Annotated in this window: 20 protein-coding genes; 9 read left to right on the forward strand and 11 right to left on the reverse strand. The window is 66.1% G+C overall.

The window, feature by feature from the left end:
• Nucleotides 1–17: 17 nt before the first annotated feature.
• Entirely contained in the window at nucleotides 18–1,235 is a 1,218-nt protein-coding gene (locus L0U82_RS14895) for an SGNH/GDSL hydrolase family protein (RefSeq protein ID WP_233831947.1), read from the forward strand.
• Between the two features lie 177 nt (nucleotides 1,236–1,412).
• Here the strand turns inward: L0U82_RS14895 and L0U82_RS14900 are convergent, their stop codons facing one another.
• The 9 genes from L0U82_RS14900 to L0U82_RS14940 form a co-directional block, all read right to left on the reverse strand.
• Nucleotides 1,413–2,471, reverse strand: a complete 1,059-nt coding sequence (locus tag L0U82_RS14900; protein ID WP_233831948.1) for an L-threonylcarbamoyladenylate synthase — start codon at nucleotides 2,469–2,471, stop codon at nucleotides 1,413–1,415.
• 10 nt (nucleotides 2,472–2,481) lie between these two features.
• Complete coding sequence (locus L0U82_RS14905; protein WP_233831949.1) at nucleotides 2,482–3,678, reverse strand: 5-(carboxyamino)imidazole ribonucleotide synthase; 1,197 nt, start codon at nucleotides 3,676–3,678, stop codon at nucleotides 2,482–2,484.
• Between the two features lie 126 nt (nucleotides 3,679–3,804).
• A complete protein-coding gene (gene purE, locus L0U82_RS14910; RefSeq protein ID WP_062124479.1) occupies nucleotides 3,805–4,323 on the reverse strand; it encodes a 5-(carboxyamino)imidazole ribonucleotide mutase in 519 nt (172 codons plus the stop codon).
• A gap of 76 nt (nucleotides 4,324–4,399) precedes the next feature.
• The gene (locus tag L0U82_RS14915) at nucleotides 4,400–5,290 is read right to left on the reverse strand and encodes a phosphoribosylaminoimidazolesuccinocarboxamide synthase (protein ID WP_233831950.1); all 891 of its coding nucleotides are present in this window, start codon (nucleotides 5,288–5,290) and stop codon (nucleotides 4,400–4,402) included.
• 158 nt (nucleotides 5,291–5,448) lie between these two features.
• Nucleotides 5,449–6,513, reverse strand: coding sequence for a class II fructose-bisphosphate aldolase (gene fba, locus L0U82_RS14920; protein WP_233831951.1), 1,065 nt, complete (start codon nucleotides 6,511–6,513; stop codon nucleotides 5,449–5,451).
• A gap of 199 nt (nucleotides 6,514–6,712) precedes the next feature.
• Nucleotides 6,713–8,149 (reverse strand): pyruvate kinase, encoded by a 1,437-nt coding sequence (gene pyk, locus L0U82_RS14925; RefSeq protein ID WP_233831952.1) that lies wholly within the window; start codon nucleotides 8,147–8,149, stop codon nucleotides 6,713–6,715.
• A 352-nt stretch (nucleotides 8,150–8,501) separates the two neighbouring features.
• A complete protein-coding gene (locus L0U82_RS14930; RefSeq protein ID WP_233831953.1) occupies nucleotides 8,502–9,695 on the reverse strand; it encodes a phosphoglycerate kinase in 1,194 nt (397 codons plus the stop codon).
• Nucleotides 9,696–9,979: 284 nt separating this feature from the next.
• Nucleotides 9,980–10,303 (reverse strand): AzlD domain-containing protein, encoded by a 324-nt coding sequence (locus tag L0U82_RS14935; protein WP_233831955.1) that lies wholly within the window; start codon nucleotides 10,301–10,303, stop codon nucleotides 9,980–9,982.
• Nucleotides 10,300–11,073: an AzlC family ABC transporter permease gene (locus L0U82_RS14940; protein WP_233831956.1), complete on the reverse strand. Its 774-nt coding sequence runs from the start codon at nucleotides 11,071–11,073 to the stop codon at nucleotides 10,300–10,302. The genes L0U82_RS14935 and L0U82_RS14940 overlap by 4 nt, the downstream gene beginning before the upstream one ends.
• A gap of 312 nt (nucleotides 11,074–11,385) precedes the next feature.
• On the opposite strand from L0U82_RS14940, the gene L0U82_RS14945 reads away from it, so the two are divergent.
• The 6 genes from L0U82_RS14945 (at nucleotide 11,386) to L0U82_RS14970 (ending at nucleotide 16,154) form a co-directional block, all read left to right on the forward strand.
• Nucleotides 11,386–12,309, forward strand: coding sequence for a branched-chain amino acid transaminase (locus tag L0U82_RS14945; protein WP_075302658.1), 924 nt, complete (start codon nucleotides 11,386–11,388; stop codon nucleotides 12,307–12,309).
• A 74-nt stretch (nucleotides 12,310–12,383) separates the two neighbouring features.
• Nucleotides 12,384–12,578 carry a zinc-finger domain-containing protein gene (locus L0U82_RS14950; protein ID WP_013090430.1) on the forward strand — a complete coding sequence of 65 codons (195 nt, stop codon included), beginning with the start codon at nucleotides 12,384–12,386 and terminating at the stop codon, nucleotides 12,576–12,578.
• Nucleotides 12,579–12,822: 244 nt separating this feature from the next.
• On the forward strand, nucleotides 12,823–13,848 hold the full coding sequence (waaF, locus tag L0U82_RS14955) for a lipopolysaccharide heptosyltransferase II (protein ID WP_233831957.1): 1,026 nt from the start codon (nucleotides 12,823–12,825) through the stop codon (nucleotides 13,846–13,848).
• Nucleotides 13,849–14,015: 167 nt separating this feature from the next.
• Nucleotides 14,016–14,462: a nuclear transport factor 2 family protein gene (locus L0U82_RS14960; protein ID WP_233831958.1), complete on the forward strand. Its 447-nt coding sequence runs from the start codon at nucleotides 14,016–14,018 to the stop codon at nucleotides 14,460–14,462.
• 62 nt (nucleotides 14,463–14,524) lie between these two features.
• Nucleotides 14,525–15,571: a hydrolase gene (locus tag L0U82_RS14965; RefSeq protein WP_233831959.1), complete on the forward strand. Its 1,047-nt coding sequence runs from the start codon at nucleotides 14,525–14,527 to the stop codon at nucleotides 15,569–15,571.
• Nucleotides 15,564–16,154 carry a DUF2946 family protein gene (locus tag L0U82_RS14970; RefSeq protein WP_233831960.1) on the forward strand — a complete coding sequence of 197 codons (591 nt, stop codon included), beginning with the start codon at nucleotides 15,564–15,566 and terminating at the stop codon, nucleotides 16,152–16,154. The genes L0U82_RS14965 and L0U82_RS14970 overlap by 8 nt, the downstream gene beginning before the upstream one ends.
• 14 nt (nucleotides 16,155–16,168) lie before the next feature.
• Here the strand turns inward: L0U82_RS14970 and L0U82_RS14975 are convergent, their stop codons facing one another.
• Nucleotides 16,169–17,911: a M48 family metalloprotease gene (locus L0U82_RS14975; protein WP_233831961.1), complete on the reverse strand. Its 1,743-nt coding sequence runs from the start codon at nucleotides 17,909–17,911 to the stop codon at nucleotides 16,169–16,171.
• Between the two features lie 185 nt (nucleotides 17,912–18,096).
• Between L0U82_RS14975 and moaC the strand changes: the two genes are divergently transcribed.
• Nucleotides 18,097–18,576 (forward strand): cyclic pyranopterin monophosphate synthase MoaC, encoded by a 480-nt coding sequence (gene moaC, locus L0U82_RS14980; protein WP_233831962.1) that lies wholly within the window; start codon nucleotides 18,097–18,099, stop codon nucleotides 18,574–18,576.
• Nucleotides 18,577–18,655: 79 nt separating this feature from the next.
• Nucleotides 18,656–19,006 carry a nucleotide pyrophosphohydrolase gene (locus L0U82_RS14985; RefSeq protein WP_233831963.1) on the forward strand — a complete coding sequence of 117 codons (351 nt, stop codon included), beginning with the start codon at nucleotides 18,656–18,658 and terminating at the stop codon, nucleotides 19,004–19,006.
• Between the two features lie 118 nt (nucleotides 19,007–19,124).
• On the opposite strand, the gene L0U82_RS14990 is transcribed toward L0U82_RS14985, so the two are convergent.
• Entirely contained in the window at nucleotides 19,125–20,915 is a 1,791-nt protein-coding gene (locus L0U82_RS14990) for a PglL family O-oligosaccharyltransferase (protein WP_233831964.1), read from the reverse strand.
• Between the last annotated feature and the right edge of the window lie 26 nt (nucleotides 20,916–20,941).

Consider the following 20,941-nt stretch of genomic DNA (forward strand, 5'->3'; position numbering starts at 1 on the left):
GAGGAGATGCAGTCAACATGAATCGAACCGCTTCGAAGAAACATCAATGGATGCGCGTCACGCAGATCGCGGTGGCGAGCGCAGCGTTCGCCGCGCTCGCGGCATGCGGCGGTGGCGGCGATGACAACAATTCGAGCAGCAGCACGCCGCCCGGTGGCGTCAAGCTGCAGATCGTGTCGTTCGGCGACAGCCTGTCGGACGTCGGCACTTACATGGCGTCGGTGCAAGCCAACGTCGGCACCGGCGGCGGCCGCTTCACGACGAATCCGGGCGAAGTCTGGACGCAGAAGGTCGCCGAATACTATGGCGACACGCTGACCCCCGCCTACGTCGGCGGCTTCGGCCAGCCGCTCACCGCGGCCGGCGGCCTCGGTTACGCGCAAGGCGGCTCGCGGGTCGATCTGCAGCCGGGCGAAGGCTTCGCGCCGAACAACCTGGCCGCGACGACGGTGCCGATCACGACGCAGGTCGGCGAGTATCTGGCCGCGCACAGCAGCTTCAATGCGAACCAGCTCGTGCTGATGAACGGCGGCGCGAACGATATCTTCATTCAGGCGCAAGCGGTCTCGGATGCCGGGACGGCGGCGGCGACTCAGGTGCTGCTAGGCGGCGGCACGCCGGCGGCCGCGCAAACCGCGGCGGCACAGGCGTCGCTGGCGGCGACGCCGGCAGCGCTGCAGGCGATCAGCGTCGCGGCAACGAAGTTCGTCGGTACGGTCCAGCAGGTGGTCGCGGCCGGCGCGACGCATGTGGTGGTCGCGGACGTGCCCGATATCGCGCAGACGCCGCAGGGCCTCGCGGCCGGTGCGCAGGGCCAGGCGCTCTTCAACGCGCTGGTTCAGACCTACAACGGCACGCTGCAGCAGGGGCTGGCGTCGAGCAAGCAGGTCATCTACGTGAGCACGTTCACGTGGCTGGACCAGACGCTGGCGAACTATCAGTCGCTCGGTTTCACGGTGTCGAACACGGGCACCGCGTGTAACCTGAAGTCGATGTCCGACAGCGCGACCGCTTACGCGACGAAGAACCCGGGCGTGCTGCTGCCGGGCCAGACGGCGGCGTCGTTCGGCAGCTCGTTCGCATCGTCGCTGTTCTGCTCGCCGCAGACCTATACGGTGGCCGGCGCGGATCAGAGCTACATGTTCGCGGACCTCGTGCATCCGACCACGCATCTGTATGCGCTGTTCGCGCAGCAGGTCGAGAAGCAGATCGCGGCAAGCGGGCTTGGGAAGTAACGGGTTGCTGGCCGCGCGGCTGGCGGGGTTGGCGGCCAGTTCGCGGCCTCGGCCTCCGACTTGTCCTTGAGCGCGCTTTGCAAAACGAAAGGCCCGGCTGCGGTAGCACGCAGCCGGGCCTTCTTTTATCGGTTGGCAGCAGAAACCGGCAACGCTACAGCAGCTCGACGAAGCCGCTCAGCCCTGCGCCTCGAAAGCCGCGGCCGCGCGCCCCAACCGGTCGTTGACCGCGATCCATTCGATCGTGTCCGGCAGCTTCTCGATCAGAATCCGCGTTACGTTCGCGCGGTCGAGCGCCCGCAGCAAGCCATATAGCTCGCGGGCATAGACGTGCGGGTCTTCCGGTGCGGCGACGAAATGCACGCCTTCGGCCTCGGCCCACTGCCCGGCACGCGATGCGCGCGCGACCAGCGCAACACGTTCGCCTGCCTCGCGCACCGCAAGCAGCGGCTCGAGTTCATCGAACGGCAGCAACGCAAGCGGCGTACGCGGCGCGTAATGCGCCTTCAGCGTGCCCGATGCACGTGGCGCGCTTGCATCCGATCCATCGGGCAGACGCGGCGCCTCACCGAGCACGTCGGCGATATCCTGCGGCGTCACGCGACCCGGTCTGAGCAACGCCGGAAAGCCGCGCGACAGATCCAGAATCGTCGATTCGATCCCGACATCCGACGCGCCGCCGTCGAGCACATGAATCGCGCCGCCGAACTCGTCGCGCACATGCTGCGCGGTGGTCGGACTCACGTGCCCGAAGCGGTTCGCGGACGGCGCGGCCACGCCGCCGTGCCCGCCGCGCAACGCGCTAAACGCATCGAGCAGCGCCTGCGCGACCGGATGCGAAGGGCAGCGCAGCCCCACCGAATCCTGCCCGCCGCTGACCGCCGCCGGAATCCGCGCGGCACGCTTCAGAATCAGCGTGAGCGGCCCGGGCCAGAACGCGTCGATCAGGCGCTGCGCGTCCGCCGGCAAATGCTCGACCCAATAGTTCGGGTCGCCGTGCGGCGCGAGATGCACGATGACCGGATGATTGGCCGGTCTGCCCTTCGCCGCGTAAATGCGCGCGACTGCGTCCGGGTTCTCGGCATCACCGCCGAGACCGTAGACGGTCTCCGTCGGAAACGCGACCAGCTCACCCGCGTCGAGGAGCGCGGCCGCGTGCTCGATCTGCGCGGCGCTGACGCCGAACGCACTTACGGCACTGGCGGCGGCTTCGGCGGGTTTCTGTTGATCCGGCATGGCGCGCGCGTCAGCTGGTGGCGATATGCAGCAGCCGCGCGCAATCGCGCGCCGCGGTGCGGGCTTCTTCGAGCGTCGGCGCGGTGAAGTTCACGTGCCCCATCTTGCGGCCGCAACGCGCCTCTTCCTTGCCGTACAGATGCAGCCGCGCGGCCGGCATTGCCGCGACTTCGTGCCACGGTGGCGTGACCGCCGCGCGCTTCGGGCCGTCCGGAAACCACACGTCGCCGAGGATGTTCAGCATCACCGCCGGCGAATGCTGGCGCGTGTCGCCGAGCGGCATGCCGGTCATCGCGCGCACCTGCTGCTCGAACTGGCTCGTCGCGCAAGCGTCGACCGTGTAGTGGCCGGAGTTGTGCGGGCGCGGCGCCATTTCGTTGGCGACCAGCGAACCGTCTTCGAGAATGAAGAATTCGACGCACAGCACGCCGACGTAGCCGAGCTTGTCGGCGATCTGCAGCGCGGCCTGCTGCGCCTGGCGGACCAGCGCGGGCGTCGCGTCCGGCGCCGGCACGATCGTGTGCGACAACACGCCGTTGCGGTGCGTATTCTGCGCGAGCGGATAGACGGCCGATGCCCCGCTTGCCGCGCGCGCGATCAGCGCCGACACCTCGAACTTCAGCGGCAGGCGCTTTTCCAGTACGCACGGCACGCCGCCGAGCGACGCATGCGCCTCGCGCACTTCCTCGGCGTTGCGCACGCGAATCTGGCCTTTGCCGTCGTAACCCATGCGAGCGGTCTTCAGAATGCCCGGCAGCACGGCTTCGAGCGCGTCATCAGCAAGCGCGGCAAGCGCATCCGACGACTCGATCACGACGTGCGGCGCGACCGTCACGCCCGAGCCCGCGATAAAGCGTTTCTCGGCGATCCGGTCCTGCGCGACCGCGACGCATCGGCCCGCCGGGCTCACGAAGGTGGTCTTCGCGAGGAAATCGAGACTCGCGGCGGGCACGTTCTCGAATTCGGTCGACACCGCCGCGCACAGCCGCGCGAGTTCGGTCAGCGCCGCTTCGTCGTCGTAGGCCGCGCGCAGATGGCGGTCGGCAACCGTGCCGGCCGGACTGGTTTCGTCCGGGTCGAGCACGGCGACGCGGTAGCCCATCGCCTGGGCGGCAAAGCAGAACATGCGGCCGAGCTGGCCGCCACCGACCATGCCAAGCCATGCGCCGGGCAGAATCGGTGAAACCGGTGAGTTGTCTGGGTTCATCTTGATGATCGGTCGCGGCCGGATGCCGGTCGCGCTCGCATGGCGAGCCACGGGAGAACGACGAGCAAACGACCGGGGGTCGGACAGGGGACGTCTTTGTCTTGAAGCAGAAAACAACCGGCGCGCTTACAGCGCCGGCAAAACCATTGCGTGAGCCGCTTCGTTCTGGCGCACGCGGAATGCAGCGAGCTTGTCGGCATATTCGGCGCTGGTGCCGGAGAGCAGCGACACCGCGAACAGCGCCGCGTTCGCCGCACCCGCCTCGCCGATCGCAAACGTCGCGACCGGCACGCCCTTGGGCATCTGCACGATCGAATGCAGCGAATCGACGCCCTTCAGATACTTGCTCGCGACCGGCACGCCGAGCACCGGCACCGTGGTCTTCGCGGCCAGCATGCCCGGCAGGTGCGCCGCGCCGCCGGCACCTGCGATGATCGCGCGGATGCCGCGCTCGCGCGCGCTTTCAGCATAGGCGAACATTTCGTCGGGCATGCGATGCGCGGACACGACCTTCGCCTCGTACGGCACGCCGAATTCCTGCAGAATCGCGACGGCGTTTTTCATGACTTCCCAGTCGGAACTGGAGCCCATCAGCACGCCGACGACCGGCGCGCCATGCGTATGGGCGGTTTGTGCTTCACTCATCGCTTCACTCTCATCATTACGGCTTCCTTTTCCGGACGATTCGCGCCGGATACGGCGCGCGATCAGATCAAATCGATCAGTCGAGCTTGTGCCCAGTCAGGCGTTCGAGCGCTTCCTGATACTTCTCGCCCGTTTTCGTGACCACGTCGTCCGGCAGCTTGGGTGCCGGCGGCTCTTTCTTCCACGGCTGGGTTTCGAGCCAGTCGCGCACGAACTGCTTGTCGAACGACGGCGGGTTGGTGCCCACCTGGTATTGATCCGCCGGCCAGAAGCGTGACGAATCGGCGGTCAGCGCCTCGTCCATCAGATACAGCTTGCCGTGGTTATCCAGACCGAATTCGAACTTCGTATCCGCGATGATGATGCCGCGCGTGGCCGCGTAATCGGCGGCTTCCTTGTACAGGCGGATCGAGATGTCGCGGATCGTGGCCGACAGCTCGGTGCCGATGCGGCGTTCCATCTCGTCGTAGGTGATGTTTTCGTCGTGGTGGCCCATTTCGGCCTTGGCGGCCGGCGTGAAGATCGGCTCGGGCAGTTTCTGCGCGTTCTGCAGGCCCGGCGGCAGTTGCACGCCGCACACCGAACCGGTGGCCTGGTAATCCTTCCAGCCGCTGCCGGCCAGATAGCCGCGCACCACCGCCTCGACGAGAATCGGCTCGAGGCGCTTGACGACCACCGCGCGGCCCTTCACCTGCTCGGCTTCGTCCGCCGCGACCACCGACTCGGGCGTAACGCCCGTCAGGTGGTTCGGCACCACGTGCTGGAGCTTGTCGAACCAGAAGTTCGCCATGGCGTTGAGCACGCGGCCCTTGTTCGGAATCGGCTCGCCCATGATCACGTCGAACGCCGACAGACGGTCGGTCGTGACGATCAGCAACTGGTCGTTGCCCACCGCATAGTTGTCGCGGACTTTACCGCGGCCGAGCAGCGGCAGCGAGCGGAGCGTGGATTCGTAGAGGGTAGACATCGTCGTGGTTCGCTAAAAATGGGGCAGAAAATGTGACCGGAACAAAAGGGAAACGCCGTTCCCCCGATGATGCGGGAACGGCGATCGGACGACAACCTGGCCGGATGGCCTGCGGCCGGGCGCAAAATCAGCCAGAAACGCCCGGCCAGAACGACAGCTTAGCGGACGACTTGCGCGAACTCGCCCGACTTGTACTTCTCCGCGATTTTATCAAGCGAAACCGGCTTGATCTTGCCAGCCTGGCCTTCGCAGCCGAATTGCGTGTAGCGGTCGATACACACCTTCATCGCCGCTTCGCGCGCCGGCTTCAGATAATCGCGCGGATCGAACTTGCCCGGGTTGGTCGCCATGTAGCGGCGAATCGCGCCCGTGATCGCCAGACGCAGGTCGGTGTCGATGTTGACCTTGCGCACGCCGTTACGGATACCTTCCTGGATTTCCTCGACCGGCACGCCATAGGTTTCCTTCATGTCGCCGCCGAATTCGCGGATTTCCGCGAGCAGTTCCTGCGGCACCGACGACGAACCGTGCATCACGAGGTGCGTGTTCGGAATGCGCTGATGGATTTCCTTGATGCGCTGGATCGACAGGATATCTCCGGTCGGCTTCTTGCTGAACTTGTAGGCGCCGTGCGACGTGCCGATCGCGATGGCCAGCGCGTCGCACTGGGTCAGCTTGACGAAGTCGGCGGCCTGCTCCGGATCGGTCAGCAGTTGCTCGCGCGTCATCGTGCCTTCGGCGCCATGACCGTCTTCCTTGTCGCCCTTCATCGTTTCGAGCGAACCGAGCACGCCCAGTTCGGCCTCGACCGTGACGCCGATCGAGTGCGCCGCTTCGACGACCTTGCGCGACACTTCGACGTTGTACTCGTACGTTGCGACCGACTTGCCGTCGGCTTCCAGCGAACCGTCCATCATCACGCTGGTGAAGCCGCTGCGGATCGCCGCCATGCAGACTGCCGGCGACTGGCCGTGGTCCTGGTGCATCACGACCGGAATATGCGGATACGACTCGACCGCTGCTTCGATCAGGTGACGCAGGAACGGCTCGCCCGCGTACTTACGCGCGCCGGCCGACGCCTGCATGATCACCGGGGCGTTGACCTTGTCGGCGGCAGCCATGATCGCCTGCACCTGCTCCAGATTGTTCACGTTGAATGCCGGAAGGCCGTAGCCGTGTTCGGCGGCATGGTCCAGCAGTTGACGCATTGATACGAGAGGCATGCTGTAACTCCTTAGATTGAAACGAATTCTTTTGCCGTCGGCATCTTTTGCGGCGATTCTATCGCGAAGCAGATCGCATTCCAGTGCCGGCGAGCCCGCCTTGGTGCGGCGCCGAACATGGCGCCGCATCGGCTGTGCGGGTCTGCGTTGGCTCTGCTTCGCTCAATCGAGCCTGTGCCGATCGGACCTTACAGCGCGATCAGTACGGTTCGCCGACCCGTACGATCTTCAACGTGTTGGTGCCGCCGGCCTGGCCCATCGGCTCGCCGACCGTCAGCACGACCATGTCGCCGCGCGACGCGTAACCCTTGCCGACCACGGTTTCCAGCGCCTGCTGCAGCGCGGTGTCACGGTCGGTATTGGTGTCCAGATGCAGCGACGTCACGTTGCGATACAGCGCCATCGCCCGCTCGCTGCCGACGCGCGGCGTCAGTGCGAAGATCGGCACATGGGACCAGTGGCGCGACATCCACAGCGCGGTCGAACCCGATTCGGTCAGCGCGACGATCGCCTTGGCGCCGAGGTGATAGGCGGTGAACAAAGCACCCATCGCGATCGACTGGTCGATCCGCGTGAACGTGCGGTCGAGGAAGTCCTTGTCGAGTTCCGACTGCTCGGACTTCTCCGCTTCGAGGCAGATCGCCGCCATCGTTTCGATCGTCTGCACCGGATACTTGCCGGCCGCCGATTCCGCCGACAGCATCACCGCGTCGGTGCCGTCGAGCACCGCGTTCGCGACGTCCGACACTTCCGCGCGGGTCGGCACCGGCGCGTGAATCATCGACTCCATCATCTGCGTCGCGGTGATCACGAACTTGTTCGACTCGCGCGCCATGCGGATCATGCGCTTTTGCAACGCCGGCACCGCCGCGTTGCCGACTTCGACGGCCAGATCGCCACGCGCGACCATGATGCCGTCCGATGCGTCGAGGATGCCTTGCAGCGCCGGAATCGCCTCGGCGCGCTCGATCTTCGCGATCATCTTCGGCTTGATGCCGTACGGCGCGCCGGCGATGTTGGCCAGCTGGCGGGCCATTTCCATGTCGGTTGCATTCTTCGGGAACGACACCGCGATGAAGTCGACGCCGAGCGACATCGCCGTGCGGATGTCTTCCATGTCTTTCGCGGTCAGCGCGGGCGCCGACAGACCGCCGCCCTGGCGGTTGATGCCCTTGTTGTTCGACAGCTCGCCGCCGATCTTCACGATCGTATGAATCTCGTTGCCGATCACGCGCTGCACGTCGAGCACGATCAGGCCGTCGTTGAGCAGCAGCACGTCGCCCGGCTTCAGGTCGCGCGGCAGATCCTTGTAGTCGAGACCGGCGCGTTCCTGACCGCCGAGTTCGCAATCGGCATCGAGCACGAACGGTTCGCCGGCGACCAGCGTGACCTTGCCGTTCTCGAACTTGCCGACGCGGATTTTCGGGCCTTGCAGGTCGGCCATGATGGCGACTTCGCGGCCGGCCTGACGGGCCGCGTCGCGCACGAATTCGGCGCGCTGGCGGTGATCGTCCGCCGTGCCGTGAGAGAAATTGAGCCGCACCACATCCAGCCCCGCCTGGATCATTTGCAGCAGGATTTCCGGCGTGCTGGAAGCCGGACCGATAGTAGCGACAATCTTGGTGGCGCGATGCATGAGTCTCCTCGTCTGGATGGAATCGCTGGGATAAGCGCTGCGGAGCTGCTGCGGAGGCTGCGCATCGGAAGATGCTGCACGGGGTCGCGCGCCGGCTACAACCGGTGTCGCTTTTTTGGGTGAAGCGGTATTCGAGCGCGGCAGCTGAGGTGCCGCGGGGTTGGCGCGCGCTGCGCCGGAGGGAGGTTGCGCGGGCGTGGAATGGGGCTGCGCGGACGCTTGCCGTCCGGCCGTTGCCGCCGACGCGGTGGCGCGCTTCGCGCGCTCCCCTGCCGTCGCTGCCGTGGTATCGCGGGACGCTTTCGCGCTCCGCGCCTTGCTCGACTTCGCCGTAGGGGAGCGCGTCGCCACGTTAAGCCCGCGATTCCAGAACTTCGAGCGCCGGCAGCTTCTTGCCCTCGAGGAATTCGAGGAAGGCGCCGCCGCCCGTCGAGATATAACTGACCTGATCGTGGATGCCGTACTTGGCGATTGCCGCGAGCGTATCGCCGCCGCCGGCGATCGAGAATGCCGACGAGCGCGCGATCGCGTCCGCGAGCGTCTTCGTGCCGTTGCCGAACTGGTCGAATTCGAACACGCCGACCGGGCCGTTCCACACGACCGTGCCGGCTTTTTCCAACTGCGCGGCGAGCGCCTGCGCGGTCTGCGGGCCGATGTCGAGAATCATGTCGTCGTCCTCGACGTCGGCAACGGCCTTGATTTCAGCCTTGGCGGTCGCCGAAAACTCCTTGGCCGTGACCACGTCGGTCGGAATCGGCACCGAGGCGCCGCGGGCCTTCGCGGCGTCGATGATCGCCTTCGCTTCGGCGACCAGATCGGCTTCGGCGAGCGATTTGCCGATCTTCAGGCCGGCGGCCAGCATGAACGTGTTGGCGATGCCGCCGCCGACGATCAGCTGATCGACCTTGTCGGCGAGCGATTTCAGGATCGTCAGCTTGGTCGACACCTTCGAGCCGGCGACGATCGCGACGAGCGGACGCTTCGGCGCGCCGAGCGCCTGGCCGAGCGCTTCGAGTTCGGCGGCGAGCAGCGGACCCGCGCAGGCGACCGGCGCGTATTTCGCGATGCCGTGCGTGGTGGCTTCGGCGCGGTGCGCGGTGCCGAACGCGTCGTTCACGTAGATGTCGCAAAGCTTCGCCATTTTCTGCGCGAGCTCGTCGGAATCCTTCTTTTCGCCCTTGTTGACGCGGCAGTTTTCGAGCAGTACGACCGAACCCGGCGCGACGTTCACGCCATTTTCGACCCAGTTCGCGACCAGCGGCACGTCGCGGCCGAGCAGCTCGGCGAGCCGTTTGGCGACCGGCGCGAGCGAGTCTTCCGGCTTGAAATCGCCTTCGGTGGGACGGCCCAGATGCGACGTGACCATCACGGCGGCGCCGGCGTCGAGCGCGGCCTTGATGGCCGGCACGGAGGCGCGGATACGGGTGTCTTCGGTAATGTTGCCTTGGTCGTCCTGCGGCACGTTCAGATCGGCGCGGATGAACACGCGTTGACCGGACAGCTTGCCTTCGGCGATCAGGTCGGAGAGACGCAATACCTTGTTCATGGGCTTGAGTATGCGAGTTGATGAGAAGGCGGTGGCGGACTGCGCGCCGGGCCCGGCGCGGCGAACGCCCGCGCTTCGGCCCAACGGTTCCGCGGGATCGGGCGCCGGCGGCCGGGCCGCGGCAGGGGCGCGTTGCTGCGGCGCGCTCAACCCGGAAAGCGGCATTTTAACTGATCCAAACGGCCTTCTGACCCGTGGCGGGGCGAATCCTTCGGATTTGCCGCCGATGCCCGCGCGGGTCTTGCCGCAACGCGACAGCCGTCGCCGTGACCGTTACGCGACCGTTACATCACGAGGCGCAGCAGCGTGAAGACGAGCATGCCGGTCACGATCGTGCCGAGCATCGTGCGGCGCCACAGGAACCACGCGAGGCCGGACAGCGTCGCGTAAAACTCGTGGTTCGATGCCGCGAACGACAGCCCCTCGGGCGTCGTCAGCACATCGGGCAGCACCACGGCGGCGAGCGCCGCGGCCGGCGCATAGCGCAGCATCCGCTGCACGCGCTCGGGCAGCACCGTGCGCTCGCCGCCGATCAGGAACAGCGCGCGCGTGAGCGCGGTGACGAGGGTCATGCCGAAGATGGAGAGCCAGATCTGCGTGGAAGTCATCGGGAGTCTCCGGTGCTATCGCCTGCGCGGCCCATGCGGCTCGCGCGGCGGATGCGGCGCAGGTCCGCGCGCTCGATCATCAGGTCGGCCACGCTGCCGGCGGCGATTGCCGCGATCACCGCGAGCGGCAGCGCGAGCCGGTACGGCAGCTCGATCGCGAGCAGCGCGACGATGCCGGCGACGCAGACCGCGACGAGCGTCGAGCGGGTCTCGACCGCCGACACCATGATCGGCAGCAGCGCCAGCGTGCCGGCGAGCGCGAGCCCCCAGTTATCGGGAATCAGGCTGGCGAGCAGGATGCCGATAATCGACGACACCTGCCACGACAGCCAGCTCGATATCGCCATGCCCCAGAAATACGCTTCCTTGCCCGGCAGATAGCCGGTCGCGAAGCTCTTCTTCTGGAACAGCAGATAGATCACGTCGCCGTTGAAATAGCCGAGCACGATGCGCCGCCACATCGGCAGATACGAGAAATGCGGGGCAAGACCGACGCTGAAGATCACGAAACGCGTATTGACCATCGCCGCGGTGAGCAGCACGGTCCAGATCGGCAGTTTCGCGGCGAGCAGCGGCAGCACCGCCAGTTGCGACGAGCCGGCGTAGCACAGCAACGACATCGTCAGCGCCTGCGGCAGCGTCAGCACGGATTTGCTCATCGCGATACCGGTGACGAGGCCCCACGAGCAGATCGCCATCAGCGTCGGCGCGTAATCGCCCATGCCTTCACGGAAGGCGCGGTGATTGGTGGCGGACAGTCGAGCGAGCATCAGGCGATGGGCACCGGCGCAAAGCACGCCGTCAGCAGGGCCAGGCCGGCGCCAGCTGACGGGGCGCCGGCGGCGGACAGGTTCTGGCGCGGGTGGATTTGAGGCATGCGGATTCGAATTATGCGTGCGCTGGATTATAGCGTCCGCGATGGGTGCCGGGAGAGGCATAACCCGGCGCGTGACGAAGCGCAACAAGGCACGCGGGGCTGCGCGCAAATGCCCGTTGCGTGTGCAAATGACGCTAAAATAGCGCTCCCGGCTAGGCCTTGGCGCTGCTAGCCGCACCTCACAACGCACCTGCTGGAGAATCGTATGTCAATGGCCGACCGCGACGGCAAGATCTGGATGGATGGCAAGCTCATCGACTGGCGCGATGCCAAGATCCACGTGCTCACCCACACGCTGCACTACGGCATGGGCGTTTTCGAGGGCGTACGCGCCTACAAGACGGCCGACGGCGGCACCGCGATCTTCCGTCTGCAGGAGCACACCAAGCGTCTGCTGAACTCGGCCAAGATTTTCCAGATGGACGTGCCGTTCGACCATGAAACGCTCGCCGCCGCGCAGCGCGAAGTGGTCCGCGAAAACAAGCTCGAATCCTGCTACCTGCGCCCGATCATCTGGGTCGGCTCGGAAAAGCTCGGCGTGTCGGCCAAGGGCAACACGATCCACGTCGCAATCGCCGCATGGCCGTGGGGCGCGTACCTCGGTGAAGACGGCATCGCCAAGGGCATCCGCGTGAAGACGTCGTCGTTCACGCGCCATCACGTGAATGTATCGATGGTCCGCGCCAAGGCGTCGGGCTGGTACGTGAACTCGATCCTCGCGAACCAGGAAGCGATCGCCGACGGCTACGACGAAGCGCTGCTGCTCGACGTCGACGGCTACGTGTCGGAAGGCTCCGGCGAAAACTTCTTCCTCGTCAACAACGGCAAGCTGTACACGCCCGATCTGTCGTCGTGCCTCGACGGCATCACGCGCGACACAGTCATCACGCTCGCGCGCGACATGGGCCTGCAGGTGATCGAAAAGCGCATCACGCGCGACGAGGTCTACACCTGCGACGAAGCCTTCTTCACTGGCACGGCCGCCGAAGTCACGCCGATCCGCGAACTCGACAACCGCACGATCGGCGCCGGCGCACGCGGCCCGATCACCGAAAAGCTGCAATCGGCCTTCTTCGATGTCGTGAACGGCAAGAGCGCGAAGTACGCGCACTGGCTCACGAAGATCTGAGCAAAGTTTTGAGATGCGCCGGGCGCCGCCCGTGAACGGCACCCGGCCCGCGCCCCGCCTACAACGAGAGTCTCATGAGCGAAATCAAGGAAATGCCGCTGGTCGAACTGACGGCAAAAGATCTGCCGGCGTATTGCCCGAACCCGGCCATGCCGCGCTGGAGCGCGCATCCGCGCGTCTTCATCGACGTCTCGCACGGCGAAGCGCGCTGCCCGTACTGCAGCACGCGCTACAAACTGCGCGACGGCGAAGTGATCAAGGGCCATTGAGCTCGGCGCGCTGAGCGGGCTTCAGCGGCGCGGCGGTTAGCTGCCGACGCGTTCGCCGTGATGCCCGCCCTGATGCCCATTTAGCCGTCAGAACCGCGCGGCGGCACCGCGAGCCCGTGCCGCCAATGCGACGCGTCCGGGCAACCGGTCACGCGCCGCGCGGTTTTTATCCCCCTTTTACCAATCCGATCGCCACGCGCATTGCGCGCGCGGCGCTTCTTTTCGACACCGGACACTCACTCTGATGCGTCGCGCGTTGGTTATCGCACCGAACTGGATCGGTGACGCATTGATGGCGCAGCCGCTGTTTGCGCGCCTCGTGAAATTGCATCCGCGCATCGTCATCGACGCGGTCGCGCCCTCCTGGGTCGCCCCCGTGCTCGAGCGGATGCCGGAAATCCGCGACGTCTACGCGACCGATCTCGCGCACGGCAAGCTGCAGATGCTGCGCCGCTGGCAGCTGTCGAGCGATCTGCGCGACGTCGGTTACGACGCGGCCTACGTGCTGCCGAACTCGTTCAAGTCGGCGCTGATTCCATGGCTGGCGGGCATTCCGCTGCGCATCGGCTACACCGGCGAGAGCCGCTATGGCGCGCTCAACGTGCGCCACGCAAATCCGCGCAAGGACGAGCGCCCGCCGATGGTCGGCCACTACGCGGCGCTCGCCTACGCGCCCGGCGCGAAAGTGCCCGACGACCTGCCGATGCCGCGCCTCGACACCGACCTGAACGAGGCGTCGCGCGTATCGGCGCGCTTCAATCTGGATACCCGTGTGCCGCTGCTGGTGTTCTGCCCCGGCGCCGAGTACGGTCCCGCGAAGCGCTGGCCGCCCGAGCATTTCGCGTCACTCGCGCAGATGGTCGGCCAGTCGTTCCCGTACACGCAGATCGTCGCGCTCGGCTCGCCGAAAGACGCGCCGCTCGCGCAGGCGATCGCCGAAAAGGCGCCCAACGTGCGCAATCTGTGCGGCCAGACCGCGCTCGGCGAAGCCTGCGCGCTGATCGCACGAGCCAACGCGGTGGTCACCAACGACTCCGGTCTGATGCACGTCGCCGCCGCGCTGCGCCGCCCGCTGGTGGCGGTCTACGGTTCGACCGATCCGCGCCACACCCCGCCCTTGTCCGAGCTCGCGAAGGTACAATGGCTTCATCTCGAATGCAGCCCCTGTTTTGAGCGCGAGTGTCCGCTCGGTCATCTGAACTGCCTGAAACAGTTGAGCGCCGAGCAGGTTTTCGGCGATTTGCGCGGCATGCTGCTCGCGCAGCGCTGAGCCGACTGGTACTTGCACGCAACATCGCACGCCCCCGAGCGCGTCGCGTCATGTTCGCGCCTTGCGGCGCGGGCAAGCTGGCGCCGGGGAGCGATGGTCCGGCGCACCGGACCATCCTGCTACCGCTGACCCGCAACCGCGCGCCGCGCACAAGAGACTGACGAGCCATGCCACGTTTTGCCCATATCTTCGAAGCCGCCGCCGATACCCTGAACGCCTACTATCAGGCCGTCGCCGAGGTCAATATCGACAGCTTGATGGGTTTGTGGATCGATGAGGAGTTCGTCAGTTGCATCTGCGCGGACGGCTCGCACCTGCATGGGCTCGACAGCATCCGCACCGGCTTGCAGAGCCAGCTCGAAGCGATGCCGGTGTCGATCGAGCCGCTCGACATCCGCGTCTACGACAGCCTCGGCACGGTCGTCTACGCCATTGCCGAAGCACATCGTCCGGCCGACCCGAGCGCGACGCCCGCGATGGTGTTTACCACCTACGTGATGGTCCACGAGCGCGGCGAATGGCGCATTGCGCATATTCACGCGAGCACGATGCCGAACGACACCGCCAGCCAGTTCGCGACGAAGATGCGGCACGGCCAGGGCCCGCTGCACTGATGCCCGGCTGCGGCCGGGCAACGCCTGCGGCTCGCGCGTTATTTTTCCGTTTTCACGCCGGTATGAGTTCGACCTCCGATAATCCCGCTTCCTCCACCACGGCCCGCGCCGCCGCCGCGGTCGAGGCAACCGTCGAACTGCTGTACCGCGCCCCGCTGTGGCTGCCGAACCGGCACGTCCAGACCATCGTCCCGTCGCTGTTCGCGCGCCGCCCGGCGATAGCGTTTCGCCGCGAGCGCTGGGACACGCCCGACGGCGATTTCATCGACCTCGACTGGGTCAGCCACGACAGCCCGCCCGCCGATACCGCGCCGCTTTTCGTGCTGTTTCATGGACTCGAAGGCAGTTCGGGCTCGCATTATTCGGCCACTTTGATGGCGGCCGCGCGCCAGTACGGCTGGCATGGCGTCGTGCCGCACTTTCGCAGTTGCAGCGGGCCGATCAATCGTCTGCCGCGCTTCTACCATCTCGCTGACAGCAACGAGGTCGACTGGATCCTGCGCCGCCTGCGCGCCGCGCATCGCGGGCCGGTGTTCGCCGCGGGCGTGTCGCTCGGCGGCAACGTGTTGCTGCGCTGGCTCGGCGAGCGGCGCGAGGACGCGCTGCCGGTGGTCTCGGCGGCGGCCGCGATTTCCACGCCGATCGACGTGCATGCCGGCGGCCGCGCGCTCTCGCAGGGCTTCGGCCTCGTCTACACGCGCAGCTTCCTGAAGACGCTCAAACTGAAGGCCGACCAGAAGCTCGCGCAGTTCCCCGGCCTGTACGATCGGGACGCGATGCTCGCGAGCCGCACGATGTACGAGTTCGACAACGTCGTGACCGCGCCGCTGCACGGCTTTCGCAATACCGACGACTATTGGAGCAGCGCGACCACGCGGCCGATCCTGCCGCACATCCAGGTGCCGACGCTCGTGCTGAACGCGCGCAACGACCCGTTTCTGCCGGCCGAGGCACTGCCGTCGCGGCACGAAGTGTCGAATGCGGTCGAGCTTTACCAGCCGGAGCACGGCGGTCACGCGGGTTTCATGACCGGGCCGTTTCCCGGGCGCATCGACTGGCTGTCGCGGCGCGTGTTCGGCTATCTGAATCAGCACGTCGATCATGGATGACATCGTCCGCCAGGCACTCGCCAAATGGCCGAACGTACCGAGTTGCACCGGCTGGCTGATGCTCGACCGGCGCGGCAACTGGCGCATGCGCGACGAAGCGGCTCAGGCGAGCGGCGCGCCGGGTGTGCCGATCCGGCACGATGCGCTGCTCGGCTTCATCAACCGCAATTACGAGGCCGACGAACACGGGCAGTGGTTTTTCCAGAACGGCCCGCAGCGCGTGTATGTGGAGTTGGCTTATACGCCGTGGGTCGTCCGGCTGTCCGTGGACGCGAACGGGACACTCGCGTTGCACGATCAGGGCGGCGGCGCGTTCGAGCCGGCGGCGGTTTTCGTCGATGAAGACGGCGCGGTTCTGCTCGCCGATCAGTCGCAACCGGCACGGGTCGCGGTGCTGCACGATCACGATCTCGAAGTGTTCTCCGATCACGCGACGCTCGCCGACGCGCTAACCGATGAAGCGTCCCCGTTGAGCGGTGAATTCCACTGGAATGCACAGCTCACGCTACCGCTGCAAAGCGTGCGGCGTGACGAGGTGGCTACGCGCTTCGGCTTCGTCGCGAGCCCCGCGGCGCGAGTCTGAAACGGCGCGCGGACTCATCCCGTCGAATCCTTGTCGTCGAGCCGCTCCTCTTTGTAGCGGCTCTCCATCTCGTGCAAACGCGCGTCGACGGTCGCGAGATCGTAATAGCCGATCGTCTTCAGGTCACGCGCGTCCTTCAATTGCCGGATCGCCGACGGCCACGCCCCCTCGAGCGCGAATTTCTCCGCCATCGCCCGATGCTGCGTCAGCGCATCGCCACTGCCCGCCGCCGCCTGCGCGAGATACAGCCACCACGCCGGCTGGTCCGGGTGCGCGCGGGTCTCCTGACGGGCGAGCGCCTGGGCCTCGGTGAAGCGCCGCAAGGTCAGCAGCGTGCGGATGTGCATGTCGATCGCGGCATTCGAGTCCGGCCAGCGCTTCTGCGCGAATTCGGCGAGACGCGCGGCTTCGTCGTCGTGACCGGCGCGCCGCGCGATGTCGGCCGCCAGCACGTCGAGGCTCGGCGAGCTGCGCCGCGACCCGCCCTCGGCGCGCTCGCCGGCCTCGAACGTCGTACGCGCGGTCGCGAGCGACGCCGCCGCGTCATCGTAGCGTTCGAGCAGCATCTGCCCGTAGGCGATGCCGTACCAGTTCGCGGCGACGTTCAGCGCGGTACGCTCGTCGATTTCCGAATGCATCCGCGAAATTTCGTCCGCGTATTCGCTGCGCGAGTGGTCCTGCAGCAGACGCGCGCGCGCCCGCACGAAACCATATTCGGGATCCTGATGCGGCTGCCGGTACGGCGCGCGGCGCGCGCGGTCCTCCATGTCGGCGATCCGCTCGCCGGTCAGCGGGTGCGTGCGCGCGTAGGCGGGCATGCCGTTGTCGTTCATCGCCGCACGGTCGAGCCGGCCGAAGAAGGTCGGCATCGCATACGGGTCGTAGCCGGCGCCGGCCAGCAGCAGAAAGCCGACGCGGTCCGCTTCCTGTTCGGCCGAACGCGAAAAGCGCAACTGGCTGTCGACCGCATACGCCTGGCCGCCGATCGCGATCGCGCTGCCGAGGTCGCCGCTATGCGCGAGTACGCCCGCCAGCACGCCGAACAGAATGCCGACGAGCGCCGCGTAGCCGCTGCGCTCGCCAGTCGAGATCATCCGCGAGATGTGCCGTTGCAGCACATGCCCCATTTCGTGACCGAGCACCGCGGCGAGCTCGGACTCGGTCTGCGTCGTCACGATCAGCCCGGTGTTCACGCCGATAAAACCGCCCGGCAACGAAAACGCGTTGATCTGCGCATCGCGCACCGCGAACAGATCGAAGTCCGGACGATAGCCACCGATGTACAGCGTATTGGCCGCCGCGGCGAGTTTGGCGGACACCGAATTCAGATAGTCGCGCACCAGCCAGTCGTCGAGATAGTCGGGGTCGCGACGCAGCTCGCGCATCACGCGTTCGCCGAGTTTGCGTTCGGCCTGTGGTGTCAGCGAACCCGCGCCGCCGTTGCCGAGGTCGGGCAACTGCTGCGCGGCGATCGGCGCGCGCCAGCCGTTGCTGCCGGGGTTGCCGCCGGGGTTACCACCACTGCCGGCGCCGTTCGAGAAGCGGCTTTGCGCGCCGCCATACGTGCCGAACACGCCTTGCGCGATGTCGGGCGGAAGGATCGGGTCGTAAGCGTCGGTCGGCCCGCTGACGAGCGGTGACTCGGCGGCTGCGGCGGTCGGCGCGATACCCGCCGCGCCGTGTGATTGCGCGAACGCGCCCGGCGGCACCGCGAGCGCGATCGACAACAACGCAACGAGAAACCGTTTTGGATGCATTGCGAGGCCGGTCTGACGAAGTCGAAAAGCAATGCCCACCGCCCGGACTAAGATAGCGGGCATAAGGCAGCGCGCAACGAACACGCAGCAAAACACAGCGCAATTGTAATCAGTCGCGGCGGCAATCCAGTGGCCGCGGCGCGCCTATCGCACTGCTATGATAGGCGCCCTCTGAAGGAGCCAATATGCCTGAACTCACCCATTTCGATGCCGCCGGCCAGGCGCATATGGTGGACGTCGGCGGCAAGCAGGAGACGAAGCGCATCGCGATTGCGCGCGGCTCGATTCGCATGCTGCCCGAAACGTTCGCGCTGATCCGCGACGGCAACGCCAAAAAAGGCGACGTGATCGGCATCGCGCGCATCGCGGCGATCCAGGCGTCCAAGCGCACCGCCGATCTGATTCCGCTGTGCCATCCGCTCGCGCTGACGCGCGTGAAGGCCGACTTCGAACTCGACGACACGCTACCCGGCGTGCATTGCACGGTCCAGGTAGAGACGCTTGGCAGAACCGGCGTGGAGATGGAGGCGCTGACCGCGGTGCAGGTCGGGTTGCTGACGGTGTACGACATGTGTAAGGCGGTCGATCGTGGGATGACTATCACCGATGTTCGCGTGCTGGAAAAGCACGGTGGGAAATCGGGAGATTGGGTCGCGCAGGGTTAAGCGCGGCTTTATCGGCGTCGATTATCGGCGTCGACTTCCCGGCCTCGATTTCCAGACTCAGCATTATCAGGACATGCAGATGACGATCGACGCACTGCTCAAACAGCTACTCGCGTTTCGCGACGCCCGCGACTGGGAGCAATTTCACACGCTTCGCAATCTGATCGTCTCCACCAGCATCGAGGCGGGGGAGCTGCTGGAAACGGTGCAGTGGAAGAGCGACGCGGACATCGAAGCGCTGTTGCGCGATCCAGCGCAAATGAAGAACCTGAAGCACGAATGCGCGGATGTGCTGATGTACCTGCTATTGGTTGCCCATACCGCGGGATTCGATCTCGTCGACGCGGCAGCGGAAAAGCTCAAGCTCAACGAAACGCGCTATCCGGTGGACAAGGCCAGGGGAAAGGCGACGAAGTATTCCAGGCTTTGATGCGGAACCGCTTGGGCAGCGAATGCAACGCATCGCATTGCTGTTCGAACGTGCATCGACCCTGCGCCGGACGATCGCTACGCTCTAACCGCCCGGGCAAGCAGGCTGCACGGCGCGCTCAATCGTCGTCACTATCGTCATCGTCCTGCTGATTCGCGTCGGCCGGCGGCGTGCCATAGCGCTTGACCAGTTGCTCCTTGAACCCGCCGAGCGATTTCTGCTCATCGACCAGCTGGTACAGATAGCCCAGCTGCGCAGGCCAGTCCTTTAGCTCCTGAGCAAAAATCCGCAAACGCTCGACCGTATCGAGCGCCGCCGCGGTGTCGCCGCTCAGCGCCTGCAGCACCGCATATCGGCGCAGCACCGTCTCACCCGGCAAGAGCGCGATCGCCTCGCGGTGCATCGCGAGCTTGCGTTGCAGGTTCATCGGATTCATCGGCTGCAGCGTCGCCATGCCGTACTCGCCCCACGCACCGAACAGGAAGGACGGATCCGCGCCGTATTGCTCGGCCGGCTTCGCGCCGTAGTACAGCACCTCTGCGCGCGCATAGTCGCGGTACACCGGATACAGCGCGGCGAGCCCGCCGAACACCACCACCGCGAACCCGCCGAACGACACGCCCGCAGGCACGGCGCGCAGCGGCCGCGTATCGAGCAGGCCGAACACGAACATCGCCGGCAGCAGGAAGAACATGTACTGCTGCGGATACTCGACCAGCGCATGCATCGTCAGCACGCCGATCAGCGCGACCCCGAACACGCGCGTGGCGCTCTGCGGCGCGCGCACGACCCGCACGAGCCACGCGACGAGGCCGAGCAGCACGATGCCAAGGCCGATCAGACCGGTCTTCGCAAGCAGATCGATAAAGATGTCATGCGAGTTGTTCGCAATCTCGACACCGCCAAGCTGCTTCACGAGCTCGAACTGATAGCTCGGGAATTCGCCCCAACCCACGCCGATCAGCGGATGCGCCGTGAACATCGTCCAGCCATATTTCCACAACGCGAGGCGCGGCGCGATCTGGCCGGCATCCTGAAAACGCTCGGCCGCCGACTGCCCCAACTCGAGGTGGTAGCGCACATTGGCCCAGCGGATCAGCGCATTGACCACGAAGAACAGCACCGCGAGCGCGATCGGAATCAGCCATTCGCGATTGCCGCGGCGCAGTAGCGGCTCACTACGCATCTGCGCGAACGCCATCCAGAAACCGGCGACAACGATCACGCCCATCTGCAACCACGGCCCGCGCGACACGGTCAGCGCGAGACCGGCCGAGAAAATCGTCGACACCAGCAGCCAGATCGGCAGCGCAATACGGCGCGTCTGCACCAGATACAACGCACCCGCCATCGCGAACGCGATATAGGTGGCAAGGTGATTCGCCTGCGCCATATTGCCGAACGGCCGGCGCTCGATGGTCACGTTGTACGCGACGACGAACGGCGCGACCCGCGTCTCGAGGTGAAACAGCTGGATCACCTGGCTGAACACCGCGAACAGTCCGCCGACGATCAACGCCCCTGCCGCCCAGCGCAGCGCGGTTTCGTCGAGCTTCACACGCGCGAAGCCGTAGCCCACGTGCACCGCCATCAACGCCGCGAGCAGGAAGCCGGCGCCGAGCCAGTTCATCGACGGCACGGCAACCGGCAGCACGAATGCCTGCACGATCAGCAGCAAGCCGAATAGCAACGGCACCAGCGCGACCATCGGTGACGCGAACGCGACGCGCGGCCGCGCGGTCGCGACCAGCAGTACGACGGCCGCGCCGGTCAGCAGATACAGCGCGAGCGCGGTGAATTCGGCGTAGAAGGTCGGAATCGGATACGTGTGGTTGGCGACCGCATACGGCAGTATCAACGCGAGGGCCAACAGAACGAGAGACAGGTAGCGCGCGAAAGGGGTGGGCATCGAATCAACGGTGGGCGTCAGCAACC

The organism is Paraburkholderia sp. ZP32-5 (assembly GCF_021390495.1).
GTDB lineage: Bacteria > Pseudomonadota > Gammaproteobacteria > Burkholderiales > Burkholderiaceae > Paraburkholderia.